Source organism: Methylorubrum subtropicum (assembly GCF_038442325.1).
Classification (GTDB): Bacteria; Pseudomonadota; Alphaproteobacteria; order Rhizobiales; family Beijerinckiaceae; genus Methylobacterium; species Methylobacterium subtropicum.
This window is the reverse complement of sequence record NZ_JBBXMW010000004.1, coordinates 12,886-36,708: the sequence shown is the minus strand read 5'-3', so window position 1 is coordinate 36,708 and position 23,823 is coordinate 12,886. Positions and strand designations below refer to the sequence as shown.

The following is a 23,823-nucleotide window of genomic DNA, read 5'->3' as shown; positions in this document are numbered from 1 at the left end:
ATCGGCTGTGTTTTTTCGCGCGGGGGGGCGCCTCATGGCGCCGCCCGTTGAATTTTGGGTCGTCAGGCGGCTGCGCCCGGCAGGGCGGGCGGCGGCCAGAGTCGCGCCACCGGGCGGCCCGGATCGCGGGCGGCGCTCGCCACGACGGCGGCGAAGTCCTCGGCGAGCGCGGCGACGGTCGCCGCGTCGAACAGGCCGGTGAGGTAGCCGACTGAGACCGCGAGGCTGCCGTCGGGCCGTTCCTTGAGGTCGAATTCGAGTTCGTAGGATTCGTCCGCGCACTCGACGGGGAGGTCGCTCGCCTTGAGCCCCGCGAGCCAGTCGGGCGTCTCGGGCTCGGCGCGGAGGTAGCTGAACATCACTTGGAACGGGCCGCCCTCGCGGTCGAGCAGGCCATGCTCCCGCAGCGCGTCGAGGAGCCGGGCATAGGGCACCGGCCCGGAATCCTGAGCGGCCAAGCGCTCGTCGCGCACAGAGGCCAGGAGTTGGTCGAAGGGTTTTTGCGGATCGACATCGAGCACGGTCAGCTCGGTGGCGACGAGGCAGCCGACCACCGCGTCCAACTCGGCCGGCCCGCGGTCGGAGACGAGGAGGCCGAGGCTGAGCGCGTTGCGGTCGCTGCGGCGGCGCAGCGCCACGCTCAGCGCTGCCAGCGTCGCCATCGGCAGCGTCGCGTTCACCGCCCGCGCCCGGTCGGCGAGGCGCGACACCGTGGCGGCGGGGAGTTCGAAGCGCAGACGGGCGCCGTGGCTGCCGAGCGCAGGCGTGCGCGGCCGGTCGGTCGGCACCGGATCGGGCTGCCACGGACCGGACAGGCGTTCCAGCGCCTGCGCGAGGCGGGTCTCCGCGGCGGCGCTGCGGTCCTGCGCCCGGCGCCACGCGGCGTAGTCGGTGGCCTGACGCGTCGGCTCGGGCAGGCCGGGTTCGCTACCCGTCGCGAAGGCGCGGTAGGCCGCGCCCAGTTCGTCGAGCAGCAGCGCCATCGCCCGTCCGTCGCCCGCGGCGTGGTGGACGGCGAGCGTCAGCACGTGGTCCTGGCGGCCGATCCGGGCGAGGCCGACGCGGAGAGGCCGATCCGCCGCCATGTCGAAGGGGCGGTCCGCCTCCCCCTGGGCGAAGGCGAGGGCCTGCGCCTCGGCCTCCCGGCGGAGGCGGTCGGTGAGGTCGAGGCGCTCGATCCGGACGGGCGCGGGCGGATGCACCAGAAGCTCAAGCCCGGCCTCGCCCTCGCGGAAGGTGGTGCGCAGGGCCTCGTGGCGGGCGGCGACGTGATCGAAGCTCGCCCGCAGCGCGTCGGTGTCGAGGGGGCCGGACAGGCGGATCGCCCCAAAAATGGTCCAGGCGGCGCTACCGGGATGGCGCCGCTGCCACTGCCACAGGGCGGCCTGCATGTCGGTCGCCGGAATCTTTTGTTTGTGCGCTGCGCGGGGGACGCCGGAGCCTTTGGCGACCGGAGGTGCGGCCTCGATCCGGGCGGCGAGCGCGGCGAGGCTAGGGGCCTCGAACACCGCCCGCAGCGGCAGGTCGCGCCCGAGTTCGGCGCGGATGCGGGCGACGAGTTTGGCGGCGAGCAGCGAGTGCCCGCCAAGCGCGAAGAAGGTTTGGGCGCGGCCCACGCGCTCGACAGCGAGCAGGGCAGACCACAGACGCGCCAGCGCCTCTTCCGTCGCCCCCTGCGGCGGCTCGTAGGCGCCTGCCTTCCACTCAGGCGTAGGCAGCCCGGTCCGGTCGAGCTTGCCGCTCGCCAGACGCGGCAGCGCCGGCAGCACCACGATCAGCGACGGGCGCATGTGGGCCGGCAGACGCTCGGCGAGATGCGCGGCGAGAACCTCGGCGAGGTCAGAATCGGCCCCCTCCCCGCCGCGCCCGGCGACGTAGGCGACGAGATGGGCTTCCTCACCCCGCCGCGTCGCCGTCACCGCCGCCTCGCGGCAGCGCGGATGGGCGAGCAGGTGCGCCTCGACCTCGCCCGGCTCGATGCGGAAGCCGCGGACCTTCACCTGCGCGTCGAGCCGGCCGAGATAGGTCAGCGAGCCATCCGCCCGCCGCACCACTCGGTCGCCGGTGCGGTAGAGTCGTCCGCCGGGCGCCCCGAACGGGTCGGGCACGAAGCGCGCGGCGGTCTCGGCGGGGGCGCCGACATAGCCGCGGGCAAGGCCCTCGCCGCCGATGAACAGCTCGCCCGGCACGCCGACGCCGACTTCGTGCAGCCGTTCGTCCAGCACATAGGCGGTGCGGGCGCCCACCGGCGTGCCGATAGGCAACCAGTCGGCGCCGTCCCAGGCGGAGGCCGGGGTGTCGGGGTCGATCGTCAGCAGCAGCGGGGTGATGACGGTCTCGGTCGGACCGTAGCCGTTGATGATCCGCGCCGGTGCGAAGGTGTTTCGGACAGTCTGGAACGCCTCGATCCCGAACGCCTCGCCGCCCGCCGTCCACGAGCGCATCGGCAACGGACCGCCGCCGGCTCGCGCGTGCGCCTCGGCGAGGCTCGACAGCAGCGCGGGCGACATGCCGGTGACGGTGACGCCCTCGGCGCGGATGGCCTCCAGCGTGTCCTCGGCGGTCCAGCCGCGGGGCTCGCCGATGACGAGGCATCCGCCGTGGAACAGGGCGGCGAGCCACGCCTCGGTGGCGCCGTCGAAGGACAGGGCGATGAGGTGGAGCACACGGTCGTCGCGGGTGAGGGCGTAGCGGGCACCGACCGCTTCGGCGTGCATGGCGAGCGGCCCGTGGGTGACGGCGACGCCCTTCGGTTGGCCGGTCGAGCCCGAGGTAAAGATGACGTAGGCGAGCTGGTCCGGGTGGATCGCGACGGCCGGTTCGCTTGCCGGGCCGGCGAAGGCGTCCGGGTCTTCGAGGCGGAGCGTCGGGCAGGCGGCGGGCGGTTCGCCGGGGGCATCGGTGAGGAGAAGGCGCGCGTCGGCCTGCCGGATGACGGTGTCGCGGCGCTCCAGCGGGGCTTCCGGATCGACGGGCACGTAGGCCGCGCCGGCCTTAAGCACGGCAAGGATGGCCACGAATGCGTCGGGCGAGCGGGTCACGCGTAAGGCCACGCGGCTCTCACAAGAAACGCCGCGGCGGATGAGGGCATGCGCCAGCGCGTTGGCGCGGGCGTTCAACTCGGCATAGGTCAGGCGCCGTTCGCCGTGGACGAGGGCGATGCGGTGGCCCTCCACCGCGGCGACGCGGGCGCTCACCGGCACGAAGGGCGGGGCCGGCGGCATCCGGTGCTGCGCGGCAAGCAGCGCGCGCTCCTCGTCCGTCAGCAGCGGGGCCTCGCCGCAGGGCGCGTCCGGCCCGGCCAGCAGGGCGCCGAGCAGGCCGAGGAAGCGGGCGGCCCAGCGCTCGGCCGTCCCGGGCAGGAAGCGGGCCTCGGCCAGGATCAGGGCGCCTTCGAGCGCACCGCCCTCCCCTTCCTCGACGCCGAGGACGAGATCGAATTTCGGCGTCTCCGGGGGGGCCGGGATCGGCTCGGCGACGAGGCCGGGGAAACGCGGCGGCGCGGGGGCGCGCTCGTAGGCGAACAGCGCGTCGAGAGGGTTGCGGCCCGCCTCGCCGAGCCCTTCGGCGATGCGGTCGAACGGCAGCGCCTGTTCGGCCATCCCCCGCCGCAGAGTTATTGCGACGGTCTCGATGATTTCCGCGAAGGGCTGCGCGGGCGCGGGCCGCAGCCGCAGCGGCAGCGTGTTGACGAAGGGGCCGACGACGCCGTGGGTCGCGGCCCCCTCGCGGTTGGCCGCGGGCATGCCGAGGCAGAGGTCGTCCCGCCCGGTGCCGCGCCCGAGGAACACCGCGAAGGCCGCGAGCGTCACGGCGACCGGGGTGACGCCGCGCTCTGATGCGAGGCGGTGGAGCGCGGCCTGCGTCGAGGCCGGAAACGTCAGCGGCACCCGCCGCGCCCGGCCGCCTTCGCGGGGCGCGGCGGGCAGGCGCTCGGGGAAGGCGAGGCCGCGCGGTGCGTCGGCGAGGCGGACACGGACGCGAGCCAGCGCCTCGGCGTCGCGGCCGGTCTCCTGGCGGATCGCCTGCCACGCCGCCCAATCGGAAAAGCGCAGCGGCGGAGTCGGGATGTCTTCGCGGTTTCCGGCGAGGCGGGCGGCGTAATCCGCGCCGATCTCGCGCGTCAGCACGCCGAGGGACCACGCGTCGCAGATCGCGTGATGCAGCGCCAGGATCAGGGCGTGCCGGTCGGGCCCGAGCCGGGCGAGGCCGACGCGCAGCAGCGGGCCGGCGGCGAGATCGAACGGCCGCTCCACCGTCGCGCGGACGAGGGCGCGCAGCGCCGTCTCGGCGTCGGAACCTTCGCACTCGTGCTCCGCGAGCGCGCAGGGCGCGGCCGGATCGGCGATCTGGAGCACGCTGCCATCCTCCACCTCGAGGAAGCGGGTGCGTAGCGCATCGTGGCGGGCGACGAGCCCGTCGAGGGCGCCTTTCAGGGCGGCGCGGTCGAGCGGGCCGGTGAGGCGCACCGCCCCGCCGACCGCGTAGGCCGCGCTCGATGGATCGAGCCGCCACAGGAAATAGAGACGGCGCTGCGCGTCCGAGGCCGGCGCGGGCTTGTGCGGATCGGTCGGCGGCACCGGCAGATCGTCGAAGCCGATGCCGGCCGCCTCGAAACGGGCGAGCAGGGCCGCCCGCTCCTCCGGCGGGGCGGCGGCGAGGCGCGCGGCGAGGGTGCGCAGGCGGTCGGTGAGCGCGCTCATCAGGCGTCGAGCTCCGCCAGCAGGGCATCGGCCCGCGCGAGTTTTTCGTCGTCCGCGCCACTCGCGCCCGCGGCCTCCACCGCGACCGCGAAGCCGCGCAGGGTCGGCGCCTCGAACACCGCCTTCAGCGGCACGCGCCGGCCGAGTTCGGTCTCGATCCGGGCGACCATGCGGGTCGCCGTCAACGAGTGGCCGCCGAGCCGGAAGAAGTGGTCGTCGCGGGCGATTCCGGTCACGCCCAGGAGGTCGGCCCAGATCGCCGCGAGTGCCGTCTCGGTCGCGCCCTCCGGCGCCGCGCCTGTCGTGGCGCTTGCCTCCGGCCGCGGCAGGGCGGCGCGGTCGAGCTTGCCGTTCGGCGTCAGGGGCAACCTGTCTAGGATCAGGATCGCGCCCGGCCGCATATGCGCCGGGAGCCGGGCCGCGAGGTGGTCGTGGAGGGCCTGGGGCCCAATGCCGTCGGCGACGGCGTAGGCCAAGAGCCCCTCCCCGCCGGGGGCGGGCGTCACCGCGGCCTCGCGCACGGACGGGTGGGCGGTCAGCGCCGCCTCGATCTCGCCGGGCTCGATGCGGTAGCCGCGGATCTTCACCTGATGGTCGAGGCGGTGGAGGTAGTCGAGGCCGCCGTCGGCGCGGCGGCGCACGCGGTCGCCGGTGCGGTACATCCGGGCGCCGGGCGTGCCCCACGGATCGGGCGCGAACCTCTCGGCGGTGAGCCCCGGCCGTCCGTGATAGCCGCGGGCGAGGCCGGCGCCGCCGATCCAGAGTTCGCCCGCCGCCCCCACGGGCACCGGCTGGAGCGCGTCGTCGAAGACGTGGAGCGTGGTGGCCGCGAGCGGGCGGCCGAGATGCGGCTCGGCCTCGACGCGGCCGGCGCTCGACCAGATCGTCGTCTCGGTCGGCCCGTAGACGTTCCACAGGGTGCCGACGCGGGCGTTCAGCCACGCGGCGAGGTCCGGCGGCAGCGCCTCGCCGCCGCACAGTGCGGTCAGGCCGGGCCGCCCGGCCCATCCGCTCGCCCGAAGCTGGCGCCACGTCGCCGGGGTCGCCTGGAGGATCGTGGCTTCGGCCGTCTCCAGAAGTGCCGCGAGGCGGCGCGGGTCCCCGGCCTCCGTCCGCGCGGCGATGTGGAGGCGGGCGCCCGCCCCGAGCGGCAGGAACAGTTCGAGGGCGGCGATGTCGAAGGAGAGCGAAGTGACGGCGACGAGCCGGTCGCGAGCGCCGATTCCGAGTTCCGCGGCGAACGCGGCCAAAAGATTCGCCAGCGCGCCGTGGCCGACCATCACACCCTTGGGGCGCCCCGTCGAGCCGGAGGTGTAGATGAGGTAGGCGAGGTCGTCCGGGTGCGGGGTGAAGTCCGGGACCGGGCCGCTCGCCTCGCCCTCGACATCGAGCACCGTCCACGCGCCGGCGGGCGCGTCGGCGCGCAGATCGGGCTCGATGAGGAGCGCGGCCAGCCCGGCATCCCGCGCCATGAAGGCGAGGCGCTCGGAGGGGTAATCGGGATCGAGCGGCACGTAGGCCGCGCCCGCCTTCAGGGTGCCCAGCAGCGCCACCACCATCCCGGTCCCGCGCCCGACCAGCACGCCGACGCGGTCCCCGCGCCGCACCCCGGCTGCCGCGAGGCGCGCCGCCACCGCGTCGGAGCGGCGGTCGAATTCAGCGTAGCCGAGCGGCCCGCCGGGGCCTTCGATCGCGATTCTTTCGGGATTGGCCTGGGCCTGGACGCGCAATTGGGCCGCGAGCGGGACGAAGGGGGCCGGGGCCGGTCCCGCGGTCGGGCGGTCGTCCGGCGCGGTCAGTGCGATGCTTCCGAGCGGCGCCGCATCGTCCGCCGCCGCGAGGGCCGTGAGCGCGCGTTCGAATGCGGCGGCAATGCCTTCGACTTGCCGCTGCGAAAACGCCTCGGTGGCGTAGGCGAGCCCGAGGGTGGCCGTCTCGCCTGCCTCGACGGTGACGGTGAGCGGGTAATGCGTGTCCTCGTCGACCCGCGGGTCGCGGAAGGCGAGCGTGCCGGGGGCGGGTTCACGCAGGTCCGGATCGACGGGGTAGTTCTCGAAGATCAGCACCGTGTCGAACAGGGCCTCGCCGCCGGTGCCGGCCAGCGCCTGCACCTCGAACAGCGGGATGTGGCCGTGTTCGCGCAGCGACAGATTTTGGCCTTGCAACGCCGCGAGGTAGGCGCCGATCCCGAGATCGGGCCGCGGCTCGCTGAGGACGGGCAGCGTGTTGATGAACAGGCCGAGCATGGCATCAGAACCAGGCAGCGCATCGGGCCGGCCCGCGACGGTGACGCCGAACAGGGCCGGGCGGCCGGTGCGGCGGGCCAGCACCAGCGCCCAGGCCGCCTGGACCAGGGTACTGAGCGTCACGCGCTTGGCGCCCGCGGCGGCGCGCAGGGTTTTGGTGCGTGCGGCATCGAGCCGGATGTCGTGCCGGGCGCGGCCCGGTTCTCCGGCGCGGCCGGACGAGAGGCGGAACGGCTCCTCCACGCCGGCCAACTCCGCGCGCCAGAAAACCTCGTCTGCCGTCCGGTCGCGGGCGGCGAGCCACGCCACCGCGTCGCGGAAGCGCGGGGCCGGGCCCTCCGGCGCCTCGCCGCGGTAGCGCGCGGCGATCTCGGCGAGCAGCCGGGCCGAGCTCCAGCCGTCGAGCAGGATGTGGTGGCGCACCCACAGGAAGCGCCACGCCGTCTCGCCCGTCCGCACCAGGATCAGGCGCATCGGCGGGGCTGCCGCGAGGTCGAAGCCGCGGGCGCGCTCCGCGTCGCTGAGGCGGATCAGGCGGGCCTCGTGATTGGGCTGGCCGCGCCAATCGTGCTCCTCGAAGGCCGGCTCGGCCTGCGGGTGGACCACCTGCACCGGCTCGGCGCCGTCGCAGGCATGGAAGGTCGAGCGCAGGATGTCGTGGCGGGCGAACGCGCCGCGCCACGCAGCGCGGAATTGTTGCGGGTCGAGCCCGTCGAGGGTGACGGCGAGCAGGTTGACGTAGGCCGTGTCGCCCGGCGCCAGCTGGGCGTGGAACAGCAGGCCCTGCTGCATCGGGGTCAGCGGATAGCTTTGCGCTTCCGGCTCCGCGTCCGCGAGGCGGCGCAGGGCGGCTTCGAAGGCGTTTGCGATTCGCTCGGCTTCCGCCCCGTCGTGGCGGGCCGGGTCGAACTGCCAGTCGAGGTGGAGGCGCCCGTCGCGCAGGCGGGCGTCGAGCCGCAGCGGGTCGAGCGTCAGTGCGTCCGGGTCGCGCTCGGGGCCGGCGCCTTCCGGGGCCAGGGTGAAGGCGCCGCCGGCCATCGCGCCGTCGAGCCGGCCGAGATAGTTGAACACCGGCCCGCGCGGGGCCGTCACCGCCGCGCGCAGGTCCGGCGCGGCGAGATGGGCGAGCAGCCCGTAGCCGACGCCGCCCTCCGGCACCGCCCGCAGCGCGTCGCGGACCTGCGCGACGTGCGCCGCGGCGTCCGCGTGGACCGGCAGGCGGACGGGGTAGAGGCTGGTAAGCCAGCCGACCGTGCGGTCGAGGTCGGTGGGCGCGAAGGACGGATCGCGGCCGTGGCCCTCCATCCAGAGGGTGACGCTCGAGGCATCCCCAGCGAGGGTCTGCGCGAGGGCCGCCGCCATCACTTCGTGCGGGCGTGCGTCGAGTGCGGCGGGGGCCGTCTCCATCACGGCCCGCGTCGCGGCGGCGTCGAGGGTGCGGGCGAGGCGGTGGGCGTCGGCGAGCCGGGTCGGGCTCGGCGGGGCTTCCGGGCCGGCGGTTGTCTGCCAGTAGTCCGCCTCGTCGCGCAGCGTCTCGGAATGGGCGTGGAGCAGCAGGGCGCGGGTGTAATCCGAAAACCTCGTCTCGGGGGCGGGCAGCGCGATGGCCTCGCCGCGGCGACGCTGATCGAGGCCGAGCGCGAGGTCGTCCAGCAGGATGCGCCAGGACACGCCGTCCACCGCGAGATGGTGGATCGCGAGTAGCAGGCGCTGGCTGCCGTCGAAACAATTCGCCAACAGCGCCCGCAACAGCGGGCCCGCACTGATATCGAGGCCGCGCTGGGTCGCCGCGCAGGCGGCGGCGAGTTCGGCCGCGTCGGTGATCGCGCGGATGTCGAGGAGGGGCGCTGTTTCGGCCGGCGCGATGCCCTGCGTCCAGCGCTCGCCGCGGGGCGTGACGCGCAGGCGCAGGGCCTCGTGCCGAGCCACCAGGGCTTCCAGAACGGCGGCGAGCGCCGAGGCGTCGAGGGTGTCGCGCGGAACGAGCAGGACCGACTGGTTCCAGTGGCCGCGGTTCGGCACGGGGCGCGCCAGGAAGGCGGCCTGGATCGGCGTCAGCGGCACCTCCTTCAGGGCCGGGCGCGGCGTGGTAGGCGCCGGCGCCGGGGCGGCGTCGAGCGGCGCCGCGACCGCGGCGAGGGTTCGGACCGTCTGGTGCTGGAACACGAGCTTCGGCGTCAGCTTCAGCCCGCGGCGCTTGGCGCGGGCGATGATCTGAAGGCTGAGGATCGAATCGCCGCCCAATGCGAAGAAGTTGTCGTTGGGGCCGACGGAGGGGCGGCGCAGAACCTCCGCCCAGATTTCGGACAAGATGCGCTCGGCGTCGGATGGGGCGGGCGGCGCGGCGGGCTGTGCCGGAGCGCCCTGCCCGACCGGCGCCAGAGGGACGGCCACCTTGGCGAGCGTCCGCACGGTCTGATGCTCGAACACCTGCTTCGGGGTCAGGCGAAGACCCCGGCGCTTGGCGCGGGCGATGATCTGAAGGCTCAGGATCGAGTCGCCGCCCAGGGCAAAAAAGTTGTCGTCAGGGCCGATGGCCGGGCGGCGCAGCACTTCGGCCCAGATCGCGGACAGCGTTTGCTCGGCCGCGCTCGGCGCGTCGGCGGCGGGGGCCGGCGGCGTCAGCGGCACGGCGACGGCGGCGAGCGTCCGCACGGTCTGGTGCTCGAACACCTGCTTCGGCGTCAGCCGGAAGCCGCGGCGCTTGGCGCGGGCGATGATCTGGAGGCTGAGGATCGAGTCACCGCCCAGCGCGAAGAAGTTGTCGTCGGGGGCGATGGTCGGGCGGCGCAGCACCTCCGCCCAAATCTCGGCCAGCACGCCCTCCGCCGGGCTGGCGCCGTCGCGGGCCGGCGCCGGTGCGGCCGACACGGCTTCCGGCTGCGGCAGCGCCTTTCGGTCGAGCTTGCCGTTGGCGGTCAGCGGAATCTTTGGGAGGTGCAGGACGTGGCTCGGCACCATCGCCTCGGGCAGCGTCCGGGCCAGCACCTCGCGGGCACTCGCCGCGGCCTCCGCCGTGCCGGTGACGTAGGCGAGGAGGCGCGTCCGCCCGGCCTCGGTGCGGTCGAGGACGACGTGGGCGGTCTCGATGCCGGGCAGGGCGCGGAGTGCCGCGGCGACCTCGCCGAGTTCGACGCGGTGGCCACGGATCTTCACCTGATCGTCGCCGCGGCCGAGAAACCGGATGTTTCCCGCGCCGTCGAGCCGGACCCGGTCGCCGGTGCGGTAGAGCCGGCGGCCCGGACGGGTCGGATCGGGCACGAAGCGCTCGGCGGTGGCGCCGGGGCGCCCGAGATAGCCGCGGGCGAGCTGGTCGCCGCCGATATAGAGGTCGCCGACCGCGCCCGGCAGAACCGGGGCGAGGTGGCGGTCGAGGATCGCCGCCTCGACGCCGGCGAACGGGCGCCCGACCGGGACGGTGCCGTCCTCGGTCGCGTCCCCGACTTCGTGGGAGAGCACGCCGACGGTGGTCTCGGTCGGCCCGTAATGGTTGATCACCCGGCAGCCCGGCCGCAGCCGGCGCACCTGCGCGGCGAGCACCGCGGGCAGGGCTTCGCCGCCGAGGATCAGCGCCGTCTCCGGCACGATGTCCTTCGCCCGCGGCGTCGCGAGTAGCCCTTCGAGGTGGCTCGGGACCAGCTTCAACACGCCGATCTTCTGCGCCTGCACGATGTCGGCGAGGCGGTCGGCGTCGAACGCGGCGTCGGCCTCGATCAGGTGGAGGGTGCGGCCCGAAACCAGGGCGCCGAACAGCATGGTGTGGCCGAGATCGGCCGCGGGGGTCGAGACGAGGCCGAAGCTCGCATCTTCGGCCAGATCGAGCCGGGCCAGCATGGCCTGCGTGTAGGCGGCGATCGCCCGGTGGGGCACGAGCACGCCCTTCGGCGCGCCGGTCGAGCCCGAGGTGTAGATCAGGTAGGCGCCCTGGTCCGGCAGCGGGGCGGGATGCGGCGCCGCGTCCGTCGGCAAGGGGCGAGCCGCGAGGGTGTCGATGGCGTGATGCGCCGGGCCGAGCCCGGCCGCAGTGGCCTCGCCCTCGGCGTCGAACAGCACGCGGCGGGCGCCCGTGTCGGCGGCGAGCCGGCGCAGGCGCTCGGCCGGCAGCGCCGGATCGAGCGGCGCGTAGACGCCGCCTGCCCGCATCACGCCGAGCGCGGCGATCACGAGATCGAGGCTGCGCCCGACGAGCACCGGCACGACTTCTTCGCGCCCCAGACCCTCCGCACGGAGCGCGTGGGCGAGGCGGGTCGCGGCGGCATCCAACTCCGAGAAGGTCAGCGAAGCCTCGCCCGTCCGAAGGGCGACCGCATCGGGCGTTTCCGCGGCACGGGCCGCGAAGGCGGCGAGCACGTCCGGATGCCGCAGGTCGGCCGCCTCCCCCGACAGCCGGGAAACTTCGGCCGGCACCCATTCGGCGAGCGGGCGCTCGGGCCGGTTGGCGGCGTGGCGGATCAGGTCGGTGTAGGCGCGGGCGAAGCGCTCGGCGAAGGTCGAGTCGAACAGGTCGGTGGCGTAGGTCAGCACCGCCTCGATGCCGTCCGCGCGGTCGGTGACGTCCAGGCTGAGATCGAAGTGGGTGGCGTTCTCGACGAGTTCGGTCGGCGTCGCGGTGAGCCCCCCGGCGCGGATCGTCTGCGGGAAGTCGAGCTGCTGCGTGAACTTCACCTGGAACAGCGGATTGAAGCTGAGCGTCCGCTCCGGCTGCAGCGCGTCCACCAGCGTTTCGAACGGCACGTCGGCCCGCGCTTGGGCGGCGAGCGTCGTCGCCTTCACGCTCGCGATCAGGTCGCGCATCCGGGTCGCGGGCCGGACCTCGGCGCGGATCACCTGGGTGGTGACGAAGAAGCCCGGCAGCCGCTCGGTTTCGGGCCGCACCCGGTTGGCGCTGGAGATACCGACGCGGATGTCGTCCTCGCCCGTCAGCCGGGCGAGCAGCGCGTGCAGGCCCGCCAGCAGCACCATGAACAGGCTCGCGCCCTCGCTGCGGGCGAGTGCCCGCACCTGGCGGCTGGTCTTGGAATCGAGCGCGAAGCGGTGGCGCGCCCCGCGAAAGCTCTGGATCGGGGGGCGCGGCCGGTCGGTCGGGAGCGCCAGCGGCGGGTGCTCGGTGCCGAGGGCCTGCTTCCACCATTCGAGCTGGCGGGCGAGTTCGCCGCCCTCCAGCCGCACCCGCTGCCACGCAGCCCAATCGGCGTAGCGCACCGGCAGGGGCGGCAGGGCCGGCATGCGGCCCTCGCGGAAGGCCGCATAGGCGGAAAACAGCTCGCCGACGACGATCTGCAGCGACCACGCGTCGGAAACGATGTGGTGGATCGCGAGCCAGAGCAGGTGCCGCTCAGGCGCGATCCGCACGAGGCCGAATCGCAGCGGAAGCGCCGCGGTGAGATCGAACGGTTCGCAGGCGCCGGCCTCGGCGAGGGCGCGGGCAGCGGCCTCGCACTCGGCGGCGGGCCGGTCGGTGACATCGGCGCGGGCGAGCGCGACCGGCGCGGGATCGTGGATCACCGGGCGCGCCTCGCCGTCCTGGCTCGGCTCGAACGATGTGCGCAGCGACTCATGCCGGGCTACCAGCCAGTCGAGGCTGCGTTGCAGCGCGGCCTCGTCGAGCGGGCCGTCGAGGCCGAGCGCGCCGCCGAGGTTGTAGGCGTGGCTCTGCGGCTCCAGCTGCCAGAGGAACCACAGGCGGCGCTGGCCGAGCGCCAGCCGGTCCGGCGCGTCGCCTTCGAACGGCATGATCGGCAGGCGCTCGAAGGCGATGCCGCGGGCATCCAGCGCGTCGAGGAAGGCGGCGCGTTTTTCCGGCGCCAGGGCGGCGAAGCGGCGGGCGAGCCCGTCCCAGCTCGGGTTGCGGTCGGCGGCGGCGGACATGGTCAGGCCTCTTCCCACTCGGCGAGCAGGGCATCGACGTCCGCGAGGGCGCGGGCCTCGTCGGCGTCGTCGATCAGGGCGGCGAGCGCGGCCAGCGTCGGCGCGGCGTAGAAGGCCGGCAGGCCGACATGGGCGCCGAAGTCCTCGCGGATTCTCTGGACGAGCTTGGCGGCGAGCAGCGAGTGCCCGCCGCGCTCGAAGAAGCCGTCGTTCCGGCCGACACGCTCGACGCCGAGCAGCGCGGACCACAGGCCCGACAGCGCTTCTTCCGTCGCCCCCTGCGGCGGCGCGTAGGTGCCCGCCCGCCATTCCGGCGCGGGCAGCCCCGCCCGGTCGAGCTTGCCGCTCGCCAGACGCGGCAGCGCCGGCAGCACCACGATCAGCGACGGACGCATGTGGGCTGGAAGGCGCTCGGCGAGATGCGCGGACAGGACGTCGGCGAGGCCAGAATCGGCTCCCTCCCCGCCGCGCCCGGCGACGTAGGCGACGAGATGCGCCTCCTCGCCCCGCCGCATCGCCGTCACCGCCGCCTCGCGACAGCGGGGATGGGCGAGCAGGTGCGCCTCGACTTCGCCCGGCTCGATGCGGAAGCCGCGGATTTTCACCTGCGCGTCGATACGGCCGAGGTAGGACAAGCTGCCGTCGGCGCGCCGGACCACCCGGTCGCCGGTGCGATAGAGCCGTCCGCCGGGCGCCCCGAACGGGTCCGGCACGAAGCGCGCCGCGGTCTCGGCCGGAGCACCGACATAGCCGCGCGCGAGACCCCCGCCGCCGATGAAGAGTTCTCCAGGTACGCCGATGCCGACCTCTTGCAGCCGCTCGTCCAGCACATAGGCGGTGCGGCTGCCGACCGGCGTGCCGATCGGTAGCCAGTCGGCCCCGTCCCAGGCGGAGACCGGCGTGTCGGGATCGATCGTCAGCAGCAGCGGCGTGATGACGGTCTCGGTCGGGCCGTAGCCGTTGATGATCCGGGCCGGCGCGAACGCCCTGCGCACGGCTTGGAAAGCCTCGATCCCGATCGCCTCGCCCCCCGCCGTCCACGAGCGCATCGGCAGCGGCCCGCCGCCGGATTGCGCATGCGCCTCGGCGAGGCTCGACAGCAGAGCGGGCGACATGCCGGTGACGGTGACGCCCTCCCGGCGGATGGCGTCGAGGGTGTCCTCGGCGGTCCAGCCGCGGGGCTCGCCGATGACGAGGCGTCCGCCGTGGATCAGCGCGGCGAGCCACCCTTCGGTGGCACCGTCGAAAGAGAGGGCGATGAGATGGAGAACCCGGTCGTCACGGGTGAGGGCGTAGCGCCGGCCCACCGCCTCGGCATGCATGGCAAGCGGCCCGTGGGTCACGGCTACGCCCTTGGGCTGGCCGGTCGAGCCGGAAGTGAAGATGACGTAGGCGAGCTGGTCCGGATGGATCGCGACTGCGGGTTCTCGCGAGGGGCCGGCGAAGGCGTCCGGGTCGTCGAGGCGGAGCGTCGTACAGGCGGCAGGAGGCTCGCCGGGAGCGTCGGTGAGGAGGAGGCGCGCGTCGGCCTGCCGAATGACGGTGTCGCGGCGCTCCTGGGGGGCCTCCGGATCGACGGGCACGTAGGCGGCACCGGCTTTGAGCACGGCGAGGATGGAGATGAACGCGTCGGGCGAGCGGGTCAACCGCAGCGCCACGCGATCCTCACGTCCGACGCCGCGCCGGATGAGGGCGTGGGCGAGGGCGTTGGCGCGGGCGTTCAGTTCGGCATAGGTCAGGCGCCGGTCGCCGTGGACGAGGGCGATGCGGTGGCCTTCGACCGCGGCGACGCGGGCGCTCACCGGCACGAACCGCGGGGCCGGGTCCTCGGCCTGCGCGGAAAACAGCCTCAGTGCCGTGGCCATGCCCATCCTCTGCGACCGCTCCCGGAACGGCCGGTCGCCCGGCCTCTCGACGGCAGGACGGACGGGCTGGCCGGAAATTTAGAGCGATCGATCGGAAACGCAGCGAAGTCGCGCGGGCGGCACCGTTTTTCGGCGCGCGGCGCGGCAGCTTCGAATCGAAAAGACTAAATCCTTCTCCGCCCGATCCGTCTTGGATGGCGAAAAGACCGCCGGAGGGGCGATGCAACCCGAGACCTCGGACGCGATCCCGAAAGGGAGCGCGCTCCTTCGCATCCTGGCGCAGTGCCCGCGTCACCTGCTGATCCTGGCGCTGGGGGCTAGTCTGGCGGCGGCGGTGGCCGGCATCGGCATGGTGGCGGCGGCCAACGAGATGCTGGCCGGACGCCATGATTCTCAATGGCTTGGCGCCGGTTTTGCGGCCGCCGCCCTGCTGGGGCTGGCCGGGCGGGTCGGCGGCGGGATGCTGTTCGCGCGGCTCGGCGAGGGCGTGCTGCTCGACATCCGCCGGACGCTGGCCGCGCGGGTCGCGGCGGCCGAGTTCGCCCGGGTCGAGCGGCTCGGCGCGTCGCGGGTGCAGTCGGTGATGACCGACGACGCCGCGCGGGTCGCCGACTTCCTCGTGGCTTTTCCCAACATCGTCATGAATGCCGTGATCGTGGCGGGCTGCCTGACCTATCTCGCCTGGACCTCGCTCGCCGCCTTCGCGCTCGCTCTGGCGACGATCCTCGGCGGCTCGCTGGTGTTCCACCTCGGCCATGCGCGGGCGCTGAAGGAACTCGACCGGGCCGGTACGGCGCAGGACGAGCTGTTCTCGCACTTCGACGGATTGTTCAGCGGCGCCAAGGAGTTGAAGCTCAACCGCGAGCGCTCCGAGGCCTTCCTCAGCCTCTCCCTGGAGCACAGCATCGAGGAGGTGCGGGCGCATCGCCTGCGGGGTCTGCGCATCTACGTGGCGGCAGCCGGGGTCGCGCTGTTCCTGGTGCATGCCCTGATCGGAGTACTGACCTTCGGCACCTTCTCCGCGGCGGGCTCGATCGTGGTGTTCCTCTACCTGATGATGCCGCTCGATGCGCTGCTGAACAACCTGCCGAACGCCCAGCAGGCGCGGGTGTCGATGGGGCGGATCGACCGGCTGATGGCCGCCGTCGCCGAGCCGGAACCGGTGCTAACCCGCTCGCCCGCCACGGGTTTTCGCGAACTGCGGCTGGCCGGGGTGCGCCACCGCTACTACCGCGAATCCGAGGACGGCATCTTCGAACTCGGGCCGATCGACCTGACGTTCCGGCCGGGCGAGGTGACGATCCTGATCGGCGGCAACGGCAGCGGCAAGACCACGCTGGCCAAGGTGCTGACCGGGCTCTACCGGCCGGATGCGGGCTCGATCCTGCTCGACGGGACGGCGATCACCGAACTCGATCGTGCCCGATTGCGACGGCTGTTTTCGGCTGTTTTCAGCGATTTTCACCTGTTTCCGACGCTCGACGGCCTGAGCGTCGGCGCGGCGCTCGACGCGCAGGCCAACGCGCTGATCGCCAAGCTGGAGCTGAGCCATAAGGTCTCGGTGACGAACGGGGTGCTCTCGACGCGCGCCCTGTCGCAGGGGCAGCGCAAGCGCCTCGCCCTGGTCGTCGCCTATCTGGAGGACCGGCCGTTCTACCTGTTCGACGAGTGGGCCGCCGACCAGGACCCGGCCTTCCGCGAAGTGTTCTACCGGAGATTGCTCCCCGAACTGCGGACACGCGGAAAAGCAGTGCTGGCGATCTCCCACGACGACCGCTACTTCGACGTCGCCGACCGCTGCGTGAAGCTGGAGAACGGCCGGCTGGTCGAGGCCGGGGTCAGGCCGGCGGCGCAGGTCAGCGCGTGAGCGAGGCTCAGACCGCGGCGGCCCGGCAGAGCGCGGTGGCGTCGCGGATCATGAAGTTGACGAGCGTCGGCGAGACGCCGGCGCGGGCGGCGATGTCCTTCTGCGGCACGCCCTCGATCCGGTGGGCGAGGAACGCCGCGCGGGTGCGGGCGGGGGCCTCGTCGAGCGCCCGGATCGCCAGCCGGAGCGACTGGCGCGCTTCGAGATGGCGCAGCGGGCAGTCGCAGGGGGCGGGTACCGCATCGCCGGCCTCCGAGGGGGCGCTGCGGCGGCATTCGCGGCCGGACTGGCGCACCGCGTCGATGGCGGCGTTGCGGACCATGCGGCGCAGGAAGCCGGCGGCGTCGGCGATGTCGGCCGAGACCGTGTCCTGGCAGACCTTGAGGGCGACGTCCTGCACCACGTCCTCGGCCCGCGCGCCGCAGCGCACCACGCGCCGCGCCGTCTCCACCAGCTCGGACCGCTGGCGGAGCAGCACCTCCAGCAAGACGGCGGAGGCCCCGTCCTTCGTTCTCGTCGGCATCGTTTTCCTGCCGTGCCCGTGGCGGGGGTTCGAGCTCCCGCCGTCCAATGAAATGTGCCCACGCCCAAGCGTAACGCCGGCGCCTATACTCAGGGCCCTTAGCACCGGACTTGCAGGCCGACAACGAAGACTCCTCTAAGAGGGTGCAGGATGGAATTATTATAGATCGAACGTCCGATTGGAACGAATGTAAACTTGGGTCGAGAAGACAGTCCGGGCAGGCACTTGCCGCCGGGGCGCGCGTCCAAGCCGCGCACCGGGTCGGCGGACACGATCCGGCGATCCGTCGCGGCGGCCGGTTCTCTATCACATCTCAGGTTGCGCGCTCGGGGCGGACACCGGTTGCGGTCGCAGTCGGCCTTTTTCGATCGCTACCCTCATCCTGAGGTGGCGACGCGGAGCGGCGCCCTCGAAGGAAGGTTCCAGGGATCGCAGTGCCGTCTGGAGCCCTCCTTCGAGGCTGCTGACGCAGCACCTCAGGATGAGGGGGGTGGTGGGGAAAACCTCGCTCCGGCCGGCGGATTCTGCCGTCTCGCGAGATCCTGCCGGCCAAAGCAAAACGGCCCCGCTCGCGCGGGGCCGTCATGATTTGCGCGGGCGCCGGCTCAAGCGCGGCGGCGGGTCTCGTCGGCTGCGGGCGGCGCGACCCAGCGCGGCAGGGCCGGGCCGGCGAGCTGCACCTGCACGAACACCGTGCCGCGGCAGCCCGCCCACAGCTCGGCGGGGAGCCGGGCCGAACCGTCGGTCCAGCGGGCGACGCCCTCGACGGCGTGGAAGCCCTGGCCGAGGCGCGGGTCGTCGAGGGCGATGCGGCGGGTGCCGGTCAGGCCGTCGTCGAGGGTCAGGGCGGCGAGCGGCAGGCCGAGGCGGCGCCGGTCGCTCGCACCCGGGACGACATCGGCCGGTACGCTCGACTCGGAGACGAGGCGCACGTCGCGGGCATCGGCTGGCAGGACGAAGCGGGCGGTCAGTCCGACGATGTCGGGCCGGATCACGCGGTCGTCGGCGACGAGGTGCAGCCCGGCGAACGGCTCCTCGACGGTGGTCCAGCCGAGTGCTTCCGCGCGCGCCCGCAGGCGGTCGCGCACCAGCTCGACCAGCGGGCCGGCCTCGTGGAACGGGCGGCAGAACGGCAGCGGGCCCACGGAGCGGGCGTCGGGGACGGCCGTCAGGTCGGTGGCCTCGGCGTTGGCGAAGAAGCGGCGGTTGCCGCAATCGAGGTAGCTCTCGGCGGGCAGCCCCTCGGCCAGCAGGATGTCGTGGCCGTCGAGTTCGACGTGCCAGTAGCTCACCGTCTCGCTGTCTTCCTGCGTGATCGTGGTGCCGTTGACGAGGCGCACGGCCGGGATCAGCACCTCGCCGAGCAGATCGACCGCGAGGGCGTGGGCCGGCGAGATGAGGAGGTCGCGGGCCGGGCGACCCTCGCCGAAGGCATGCGCGGCGATGCGCACGGGCATCGCGTCCCGGCGGCCGCGGCAGGCCAGGGTGCGATGGCCGATCCAGCGGATCGGGCGGCGGCGCCCGGAGGTCGTGACCGCCGCGTCCCCGACTCGGAGATGCTCGACCGCCACATCGCGCTCGGTCCCGTCGCGCACGACGCGGATGGCCGTGCCGCGAGCAAAGCACACGGCGTCGGTCGTGACGTTGTCGATGCCGTAGGATTCGTCGTTGATGTCGCTGTCGATGGTCGAGCCGAAACCGAGCTTGACCGAGGTCGGCGTGTTGCCGAGAGTCAGCGAGACTTGGTAGATGCGATCCTTGAACGCCTGCGCATATTGGCCGCTCTGCTGGCCGAACCCGAGGTTCGAGTCCTGGCCGCTCGATGTGACGGTGTAGGTACCGTTCAGGGAGCCTGCCGTAAAGGTCCCACTCGCACTATCGTTCCCCCCGGGCGCATTGTCATTTCCCGAATACCCTTTGGGCGCGAAGGTGAACGCCGCCGATCCATTGAGAAATACTGTGAAGGTGTCATTACCGCCGTAGAAACCTTGATCCCAGCTGTCGATCTTGTAGAAATCGAACGAGATCGTCGTCGTGCTCGACGAGGGTGTGAAGGTGTAGGTCTTCGAGACCGCTTCGTTGCCGTTCGAACCGCTGAAGCGACCGAGGAAGTTGGTGAAGCTGTCGCCGGCCGTCGTATCGACCGGGGCGGCGCCCCCGCCCGTCAGGGTCCAGCCGGTCTGCTGCCCGCTGTCGAAATTCTCGGTCGTGGCCATGATGATCCCCCGACGCTCCGCCGTTGGCGTGCGCTTCGTTTCGCCCGGGAATCGACGGCGATTCCCCCCGTGGTGATGAGCCGGCGCGCGGATGAACGCCGTGTCGCCTGCCAAGCTGCTTACGCGATCGAGCATCGCGGACCAGAGCCGCGACGCCCGGATGCGAAGATTGGGACGCTCGGCACAGAGATCGGGGCCCCGTCCACAGGAACCCCGGAGGCTTCGTCTGCTATCGTACTGATATTCCCAATCCGAACGACGCTGTGCGGTGCCGGATCGACTCGGTAGACGCAGCGCTTGACGCTTCCCCGGCTTTCCCCGACTGATCGCTCAAGACCTCACCGAGAAAGCCGCTCGCCGGTGACGACGGTTCCACAATTCGCGTTCGATACGGAGCTGGTCGCGCCCGAGCATCGCTTCGAGGCGTGGCGGGCTCTTCTCGGGATGACCCACGATATCGCTGCGCCGAAAGACAACTTCTCGGCGCGGGTGGTCTCCACGACGCTCGACCGGATGGTCGTGCGGTCGATGTCGGCCTCGCCCCAGACGGTGGAGCGCTCGCGGCGGCGCATCCGCGCGGACGGACTCGACCATATCGTGCTGCACCGGACGAGCGCGCCGTTCGACGCCCGCACCGAGCACGGCGACCGGCACGTGCCGGCGGGCGCGATCACGGTCAACGTGCTGTCGCAGCCGTTCGAGCGGGGGGCGGCGGCGGAGCGGGATTCGGCGATCCTCAGCCTATCGCGCGATCTCGTCAGCGCGTGGCTGCCGGAGCCGGAGGCGTATCACGGCGCCGTCCTGCCGCCGGGCGCCCTGCTTGCCGCGCATATGGACGGCCTCGTCAGCCACGCCGGCCGGATCGCACCCGCGCAGGGCGAGGGGCTGGCCCGCGCGACGGCCCAGATGCTGGCCGCCACCCTCGCGCCGACGCGGGCCTCGCTGGCGGAAGCCGCCCGCTCCCGGGAGGCGACGATGCTGCTGCGGTGCAAGCGCCACATCGAGCGCCGGCTTTGCGCACCGGACCTCTCGCCCGACACGATCTGCCGCCGGGTCGGGGTGTCGCGCTCGGTGCTCTACCGGCTGTTTTCCGAGGTCGGCGGCGTGGCGCAGTACATCCGCGCGCGCCGGCTGCACGCCGCCCGCGCGGCTCTGGCGCAGGCGGGCGGGCGGCGCCGCGTCTCCGACATCGCCTATGCTTACGGCTTCACCGACATCGCCGCCTTCAGCCGCTCGTTCCGGCAGGCCTACGGCCTGCGCCCGAGCGAGCTGGCCGCCGCCACCGGCCCAGTGGCCGAGACGTTCGCCGACACGGCGGAGGCGGACCTGTTTTCGGAATGGATGCGGGCGGTCGCGCCGTAGCGCGGGCGGCCTCGACCGGGCAATCCAGGCTGTGTCGAGAAGCGCGGGTGCCGAACTCCGGGCGGACCTCGACGCTGAACGTCCAAACAGATCTTCGTGTAGACTGATGAAATGTGGTGAGCGCGCTGGGACTCGAACCCAGGACCTACAGATTAAAAGTCCGTTGCTCTACCAACTGAGCTACGCGCTCGCACGGGGGCCGTTCGGCGGGGCCGGGGTGGCGTCGTGCGTGGCTCGCAATAGGGGGTCGGGGCGGGAGGGTCAACACGAAGCGTGAGGGCGCCCACAGACGCGGCGTGCGAGGTCTGCTGCGGGCTCGGGGATCGGCGTTCCGGGCATGGCGTGGGGGTGGCGGAGGCGCTGCCATGCTGTGGTCGCACTCTCGTCCAGATCGGAGCGTCTATCCTCCGCGGCCCGGCGCGACCGGGCGCAGGAGACGACTTGATGATCGGACGCACCCTTCTCGCGCTTGCCCTCACCTCCGGCGCGGCGCTCGCCGCCCCGAGCCAGCCGGCCGACCGCGACGCCCTGCGGCAGCACTGCACCGGCGATTACCTCAGCTTCTGCGGCGACCTCGCCCCCGACAGCGCGGAAGTCCGCGCCTGCTTCAAGACCAACAAGGCCAAGCTCTCGCCCGGCTGTCAGGCGGCGATCACGAGCTACACCAAGGCGCAGAAGCGCGCCGACCTGCGCTGAGTCCTTGTGCCGCATCGGCTTTCTCTAACAAGCCGGTTTTCACCTTTTGGGCCGATGCTCAGACCTTCTCGGCGGCCTCGGCGCGGGCCCAGCCCTCCTTCGTCTCACCGACGAAGTCGGCGAGCCGCCCCTGGGTGATGGCCGCGCGCATGCCGGCCATCAGCGCCTGATAATAGGCGAGGTTGTTCCACGTCAGCAGCATCATCCCCAGGATCTCGTCCGAGCGGACGAGGTGGTGGAGATAGGCGCGGGAATAGTCGCGGGCGGCCGGGCAGTCGGAGGCCTCGTCGAGCGGGCGCCCATCCTCGGCGTGGCGGGCGTTGCGCAGGTTGATCCGGCCGTGCCGGGTATAGGCGAGGCCGTGGCGGCCGGCCCGCGTCGGCATCACGCAATCGAACATGTCGATGCCGCGCATCACCGACTGCATCAGGTCGTCGGGCGTGCCGACGCCCATGAGGTAGCGCGGCTTGGTCTGGGGCAGGTGGGGCTCCACCGTCTCGATCATGGCGAGCATCACCGCCTGCGGCTCGCCCACCGCCAGCCCGCCGATGGCGTAACCTTTCAGGCCGAGATCGGTCAGCGCCCGCGCGCTCTCGATCCGTAGTTCCGGCACATCGCCGCCCTGGACGATGCCGAACATCGCCTTGCCCGGCTGCTCGCCGAAGGCGACGCGGCAGCGCTCGGCCCAGCGGAGGGAGAGGTGCATCGCCTTCTCGATCGCCGGGCGCTCGGCGGGCAGCCGCACGCATTCGTCGAGCTGCATCTGGATGTCGGAGCCCAGAAGCCCCTGAATCTCGATGGAGCGCTCCGGGCTCATCCGGTGCGACGAGCCGTCGACGTGGGAGCGGAAGGTGACGCCGTCCTCATCGATCTTCCGGAGGGCGGAAAGCGACATCACCTGAAACCCGCCGGAATCGGTGAGGATCGGGCCGTCCCAGCGCATGAACTTGTGAAGCCCGCCCAGGCGCTCCATCCGCTCCGGGCCGGGGCGCAGCATCAGGTGGTAGGTGTTGCCGAGCACCACGTCGGCGCCCAGTTCCCGCACCTGCTCCGGGTACATCGCCTTGACGGTCGCCGCCGTGCCGACCGGCATGAAGGCCGGCGTGCGGATGGTGCCCCGCGGCATCGAGATGGCGCCGGTGCGGGCCTGCCCGTCGCGGGCGTGGACCGCGAAGCGGAAATCGGGGCTGGTCGAGCGCGGGTCTGTCATCGTCTCAAGGCTCACGGAGCGGGGGCGGGGCCGGAAACAGCAGGCTCGCATCGCCGTAGGAGTAGAAGCGGTAGCTCTCGCGGATCGCGTGCGCGTAGGCCGCGCGCATGGTGTCGAGGCCGGAGAAGGCGCTGACCAGCATGAACAGGGTCGAGCGCGGCAGGTGGAAGTTCGTCACCAGGGCATCGACCGCGCGGAAGCGGTAGCCCGGCGTGATGAAGATGTCGGTGGCGCCGGTGAACGGGCGGATCGTGCCGTCCGGCTCGGCGGCGCTCTCCAGGAGGCGCAGCGCCGTGGTGCCGACCGCGACGACCCGGCCGCCCTCGGCGCGTGCCGCATTGAGGCGCTCGGCGGTGGCGGCGTCGAGGGTGCCGATCTCGGCGTGCATGCGGTGGTGTTCGGTGTCGTCGGCCTTCACGGGGAGGAAGGTGCCCGCGCCGACATGGAGCGTGACGTGGGCGCGGCCGATCCCGGCCCGGTCGACGGCAGCCAGCAAGGAATCCGAAAAATGCAGGCCGGCGGTGGGGGCAGCGACGGCGCCGGGCTCGCGGGCGTAGACGGTCTGGTAGTCGGTGGTGTCCTGCGCGTCGGTGGCGCGCTTGCCCGCGATGTAGGGCGGCAGCGGCAGGGCGCCTTGCGCCATGATCGCCTCGTCGAGCGCCGGCCCGGCGAGATCGAACCGCAGGGAGACCTCGCCACCCTCGCCCTTGGCCTCGACGGTGGCCGTGAGGCCGGTCATGCCGCAGACCTCGCCCGCGCCCTCCCCCGCGGGGCCGAAGCGGATGCGGTCGCCCACCGCGAGGCGCTTGGCCGGCCGGGCGAAGGCAAGCCAGCGGTCGGGGGCCTCGCGCAGGTGGAGCATCGCCTCGCAGCGCTGGCCGGTGCCGCCGGGGCGGTGGCGGATGCCGGCGAGCCGGGCCGGGATCACGCGGGTGTCGTTGAAGACCAGCACGTCGCCCGGAGCCAGCAGATCGGGGAGATCGCGCACGCCGCGGTCGAGCGGGGGCTCGCCCGGCCGCACCACGAGCAGGCGGCTCGCGTCGCGCGGGCTCGCGGGGCGCAGCGCGATGCGCTCTTCCGGGAGATCGAAATCGAACAGGTCCACGCGCATCGGAGCATCGGGCTGACGAGATGGCCGCCGGCTTGTGGGGAAAAGCCGATGCGGCACGGGAACGGAGCGGCTTTGCCGCGGATGGGCCCGGGAGGCAAATCGCGCGATGCAGCCTGGATGCGGCTCGCGCGTTGATCCGCCGCCCCTGCACGAGGA

10 protein-coding genes and 1 tRNA gene are annotated in these 23,823 nt (G+C 72.9%); 3 read left to right on the top strand and 8 right to left on the bottom strand.

Annotation, left to right across the window (positions count from 1 at the left end):
- Positions 1-62: 62 nt before the first annotated feature.
- From AAHG03_RS07140 to AAHG03_RS07130, 3 genes are read right to left on the bottom strand one after another with little or no spacing between them, the layout of a single operon-like run.
- On the bottom strand, positions 63-4,703 hold the full coding sequence (locus tag AAHG03_RS07140) for an amino acid adenylation domain-containing protein (RefSeq protein WP_342149803.1): 4,641 nt from the start codon (positions 4,701-4,703) through the stop codon (positions 63-65).
- A complete protein-coding gene (locus tag AAHG03_RS07135) occupies positions 4,703-12,817 on the bottom strand; it encodes a non-ribosomal peptide synthetase (protein WP_342149802.1) in 8,115 nt (2,704 codons plus the stop codon). Before AAHG03_RS07135 ends, AAHG03_RS07140 begins: the two co-directional genes overlap by 1 nt.
- 2 nt (positions 12,818-12,819) lie before the next feature.
- Positions 12,820-14,682 carry a non-ribosomal peptide synthetase gene (locus AAHG03_RS07130; RefSeq protein WP_342149801.1) on the bottom strand — a complete coding sequence of 621 codons (1,863 nt, stop codon included), beginning with the start codon at positions 14,680-14,682 and terminating at the stop codon, positions 12,820-12,822.
- A 220-nt stretch (positions 14,683-14,902) separates the two neighbouring features.
- On the opposite strand from AAHG03_RS07130, the gene AAHG03_RS07125 reads away from it, so the two are divergent.
- The gene (locus tag AAHG03_RS07125) at positions 14,903-16,549 is read left to right on the top strand and encodes a cyclic peptide export ABC transporter (RefSeq protein ID WP_342149800.1); all 1,647 of its coding nucleotides are present in this window, start codon (positions 14,903-14,905) and stop codon (positions 16,547-16,549) included.
- A gap of 7 nt (positions 16,550-16,556) precedes the next feature.
- Here the strand turns inward: AAHG03_RS07125 and AAHG03_RS07120 are convergent, their stop codons facing one another.
- Positions 16,557-17,072 (bottom strand): sigma-70 family RNA polymerase sigma factor, encoded by a 516-nt coding sequence (locus tag AAHG03_RS07120; RefSeq protein WP_342149799.1) that lies wholly within the window; start codon positions 17,070-17,072, stop codon positions 16,557-16,559.
- 605 nt (positions 17,073-17,677) lie between these two features.
- Entirely contained in the window at positions 17,678-19,288 is a 1,611-nt protein-coding gene (locus AAHG03_RS07115; RefSeq protein ID WP_342149798.1) for a Hint domain-containing protein, read from the bottom strand.
- A gap of 360 nt (positions 19,289-19,648) precedes the next feature.
- Here AAHG03_RS07115 and AAHG03_RS07110 point away from each other — a divergent pair, with 360 nt between their 5' ends.
- A complete protein-coding gene (locus AAHG03_RS07110; RefSeq protein WP_342149796.1) occupies positions 19,649-20,650 on the top strand; it encodes a helix-turn-helix domain-containing protein in 1,002 nt (333 codons plus the stop codon).
- A gap of 114 nt (positions 20,651-20,764) precedes the next feature.
- On the opposite strand, the gene AAHG03_RS07105 is transcribed toward AAHG03_RS07110, so the two are convergent.
- Positions 20,765-20,840: transfer RNA gene (locus tag AAHG03_RS07105), tRNA-Lys, on the bottom strand.
- 254 nt (positions 20,841-21,094) lie between these two features.
- Between AAHG03_RS07105 and AAHG03_RS07100 the strand changes: the two genes are divergently transcribed.
- The gene (locus AAHG03_RS07100) at positions 21,095-21,346 is read left to right on the top strand and encodes a hypothetical protein (RefSeq protein WP_342149794.1); all 252 of its coding nucleotides are present in this window, start codon (positions 21,095-21,097) and stop codon (positions 21,344-21,346) included.
- A 58-nt stretch (positions 21,347-21,404) separates the two neighbouring features.
- On the opposite strand, the gene tgt is transcribed toward AAHG03_RS07100, so the two are convergent.
- Positions 21,405-22,556, bottom strand: a complete 1,152-nt coding sequence (gene tgt, locus AAHG03_RS07095; protein ID WP_342149792.1) for a tRNA guanosine(34) transglycosylase Tgt — start codon at positions 22,554-22,556, stop codon at positions 21,405-21,407.
- 4 nt (positions 22,557-22,560) lie between these two features.
- Positions 22,561-23,667, bottom strand: coding sequence for a tRNA preQ1(34) S-adenosylmethionine ribosyltransferase-isomerase QueA (gene queA, locus AAHG03_RS07090; RefSeq protein WP_342149791.1), 1,107 nt, complete (start codon positions 23,665-23,667; stop codon positions 22,561-22,563).
- Positions 23,668-23,823 lie beyond the last annotated feature (156 nt).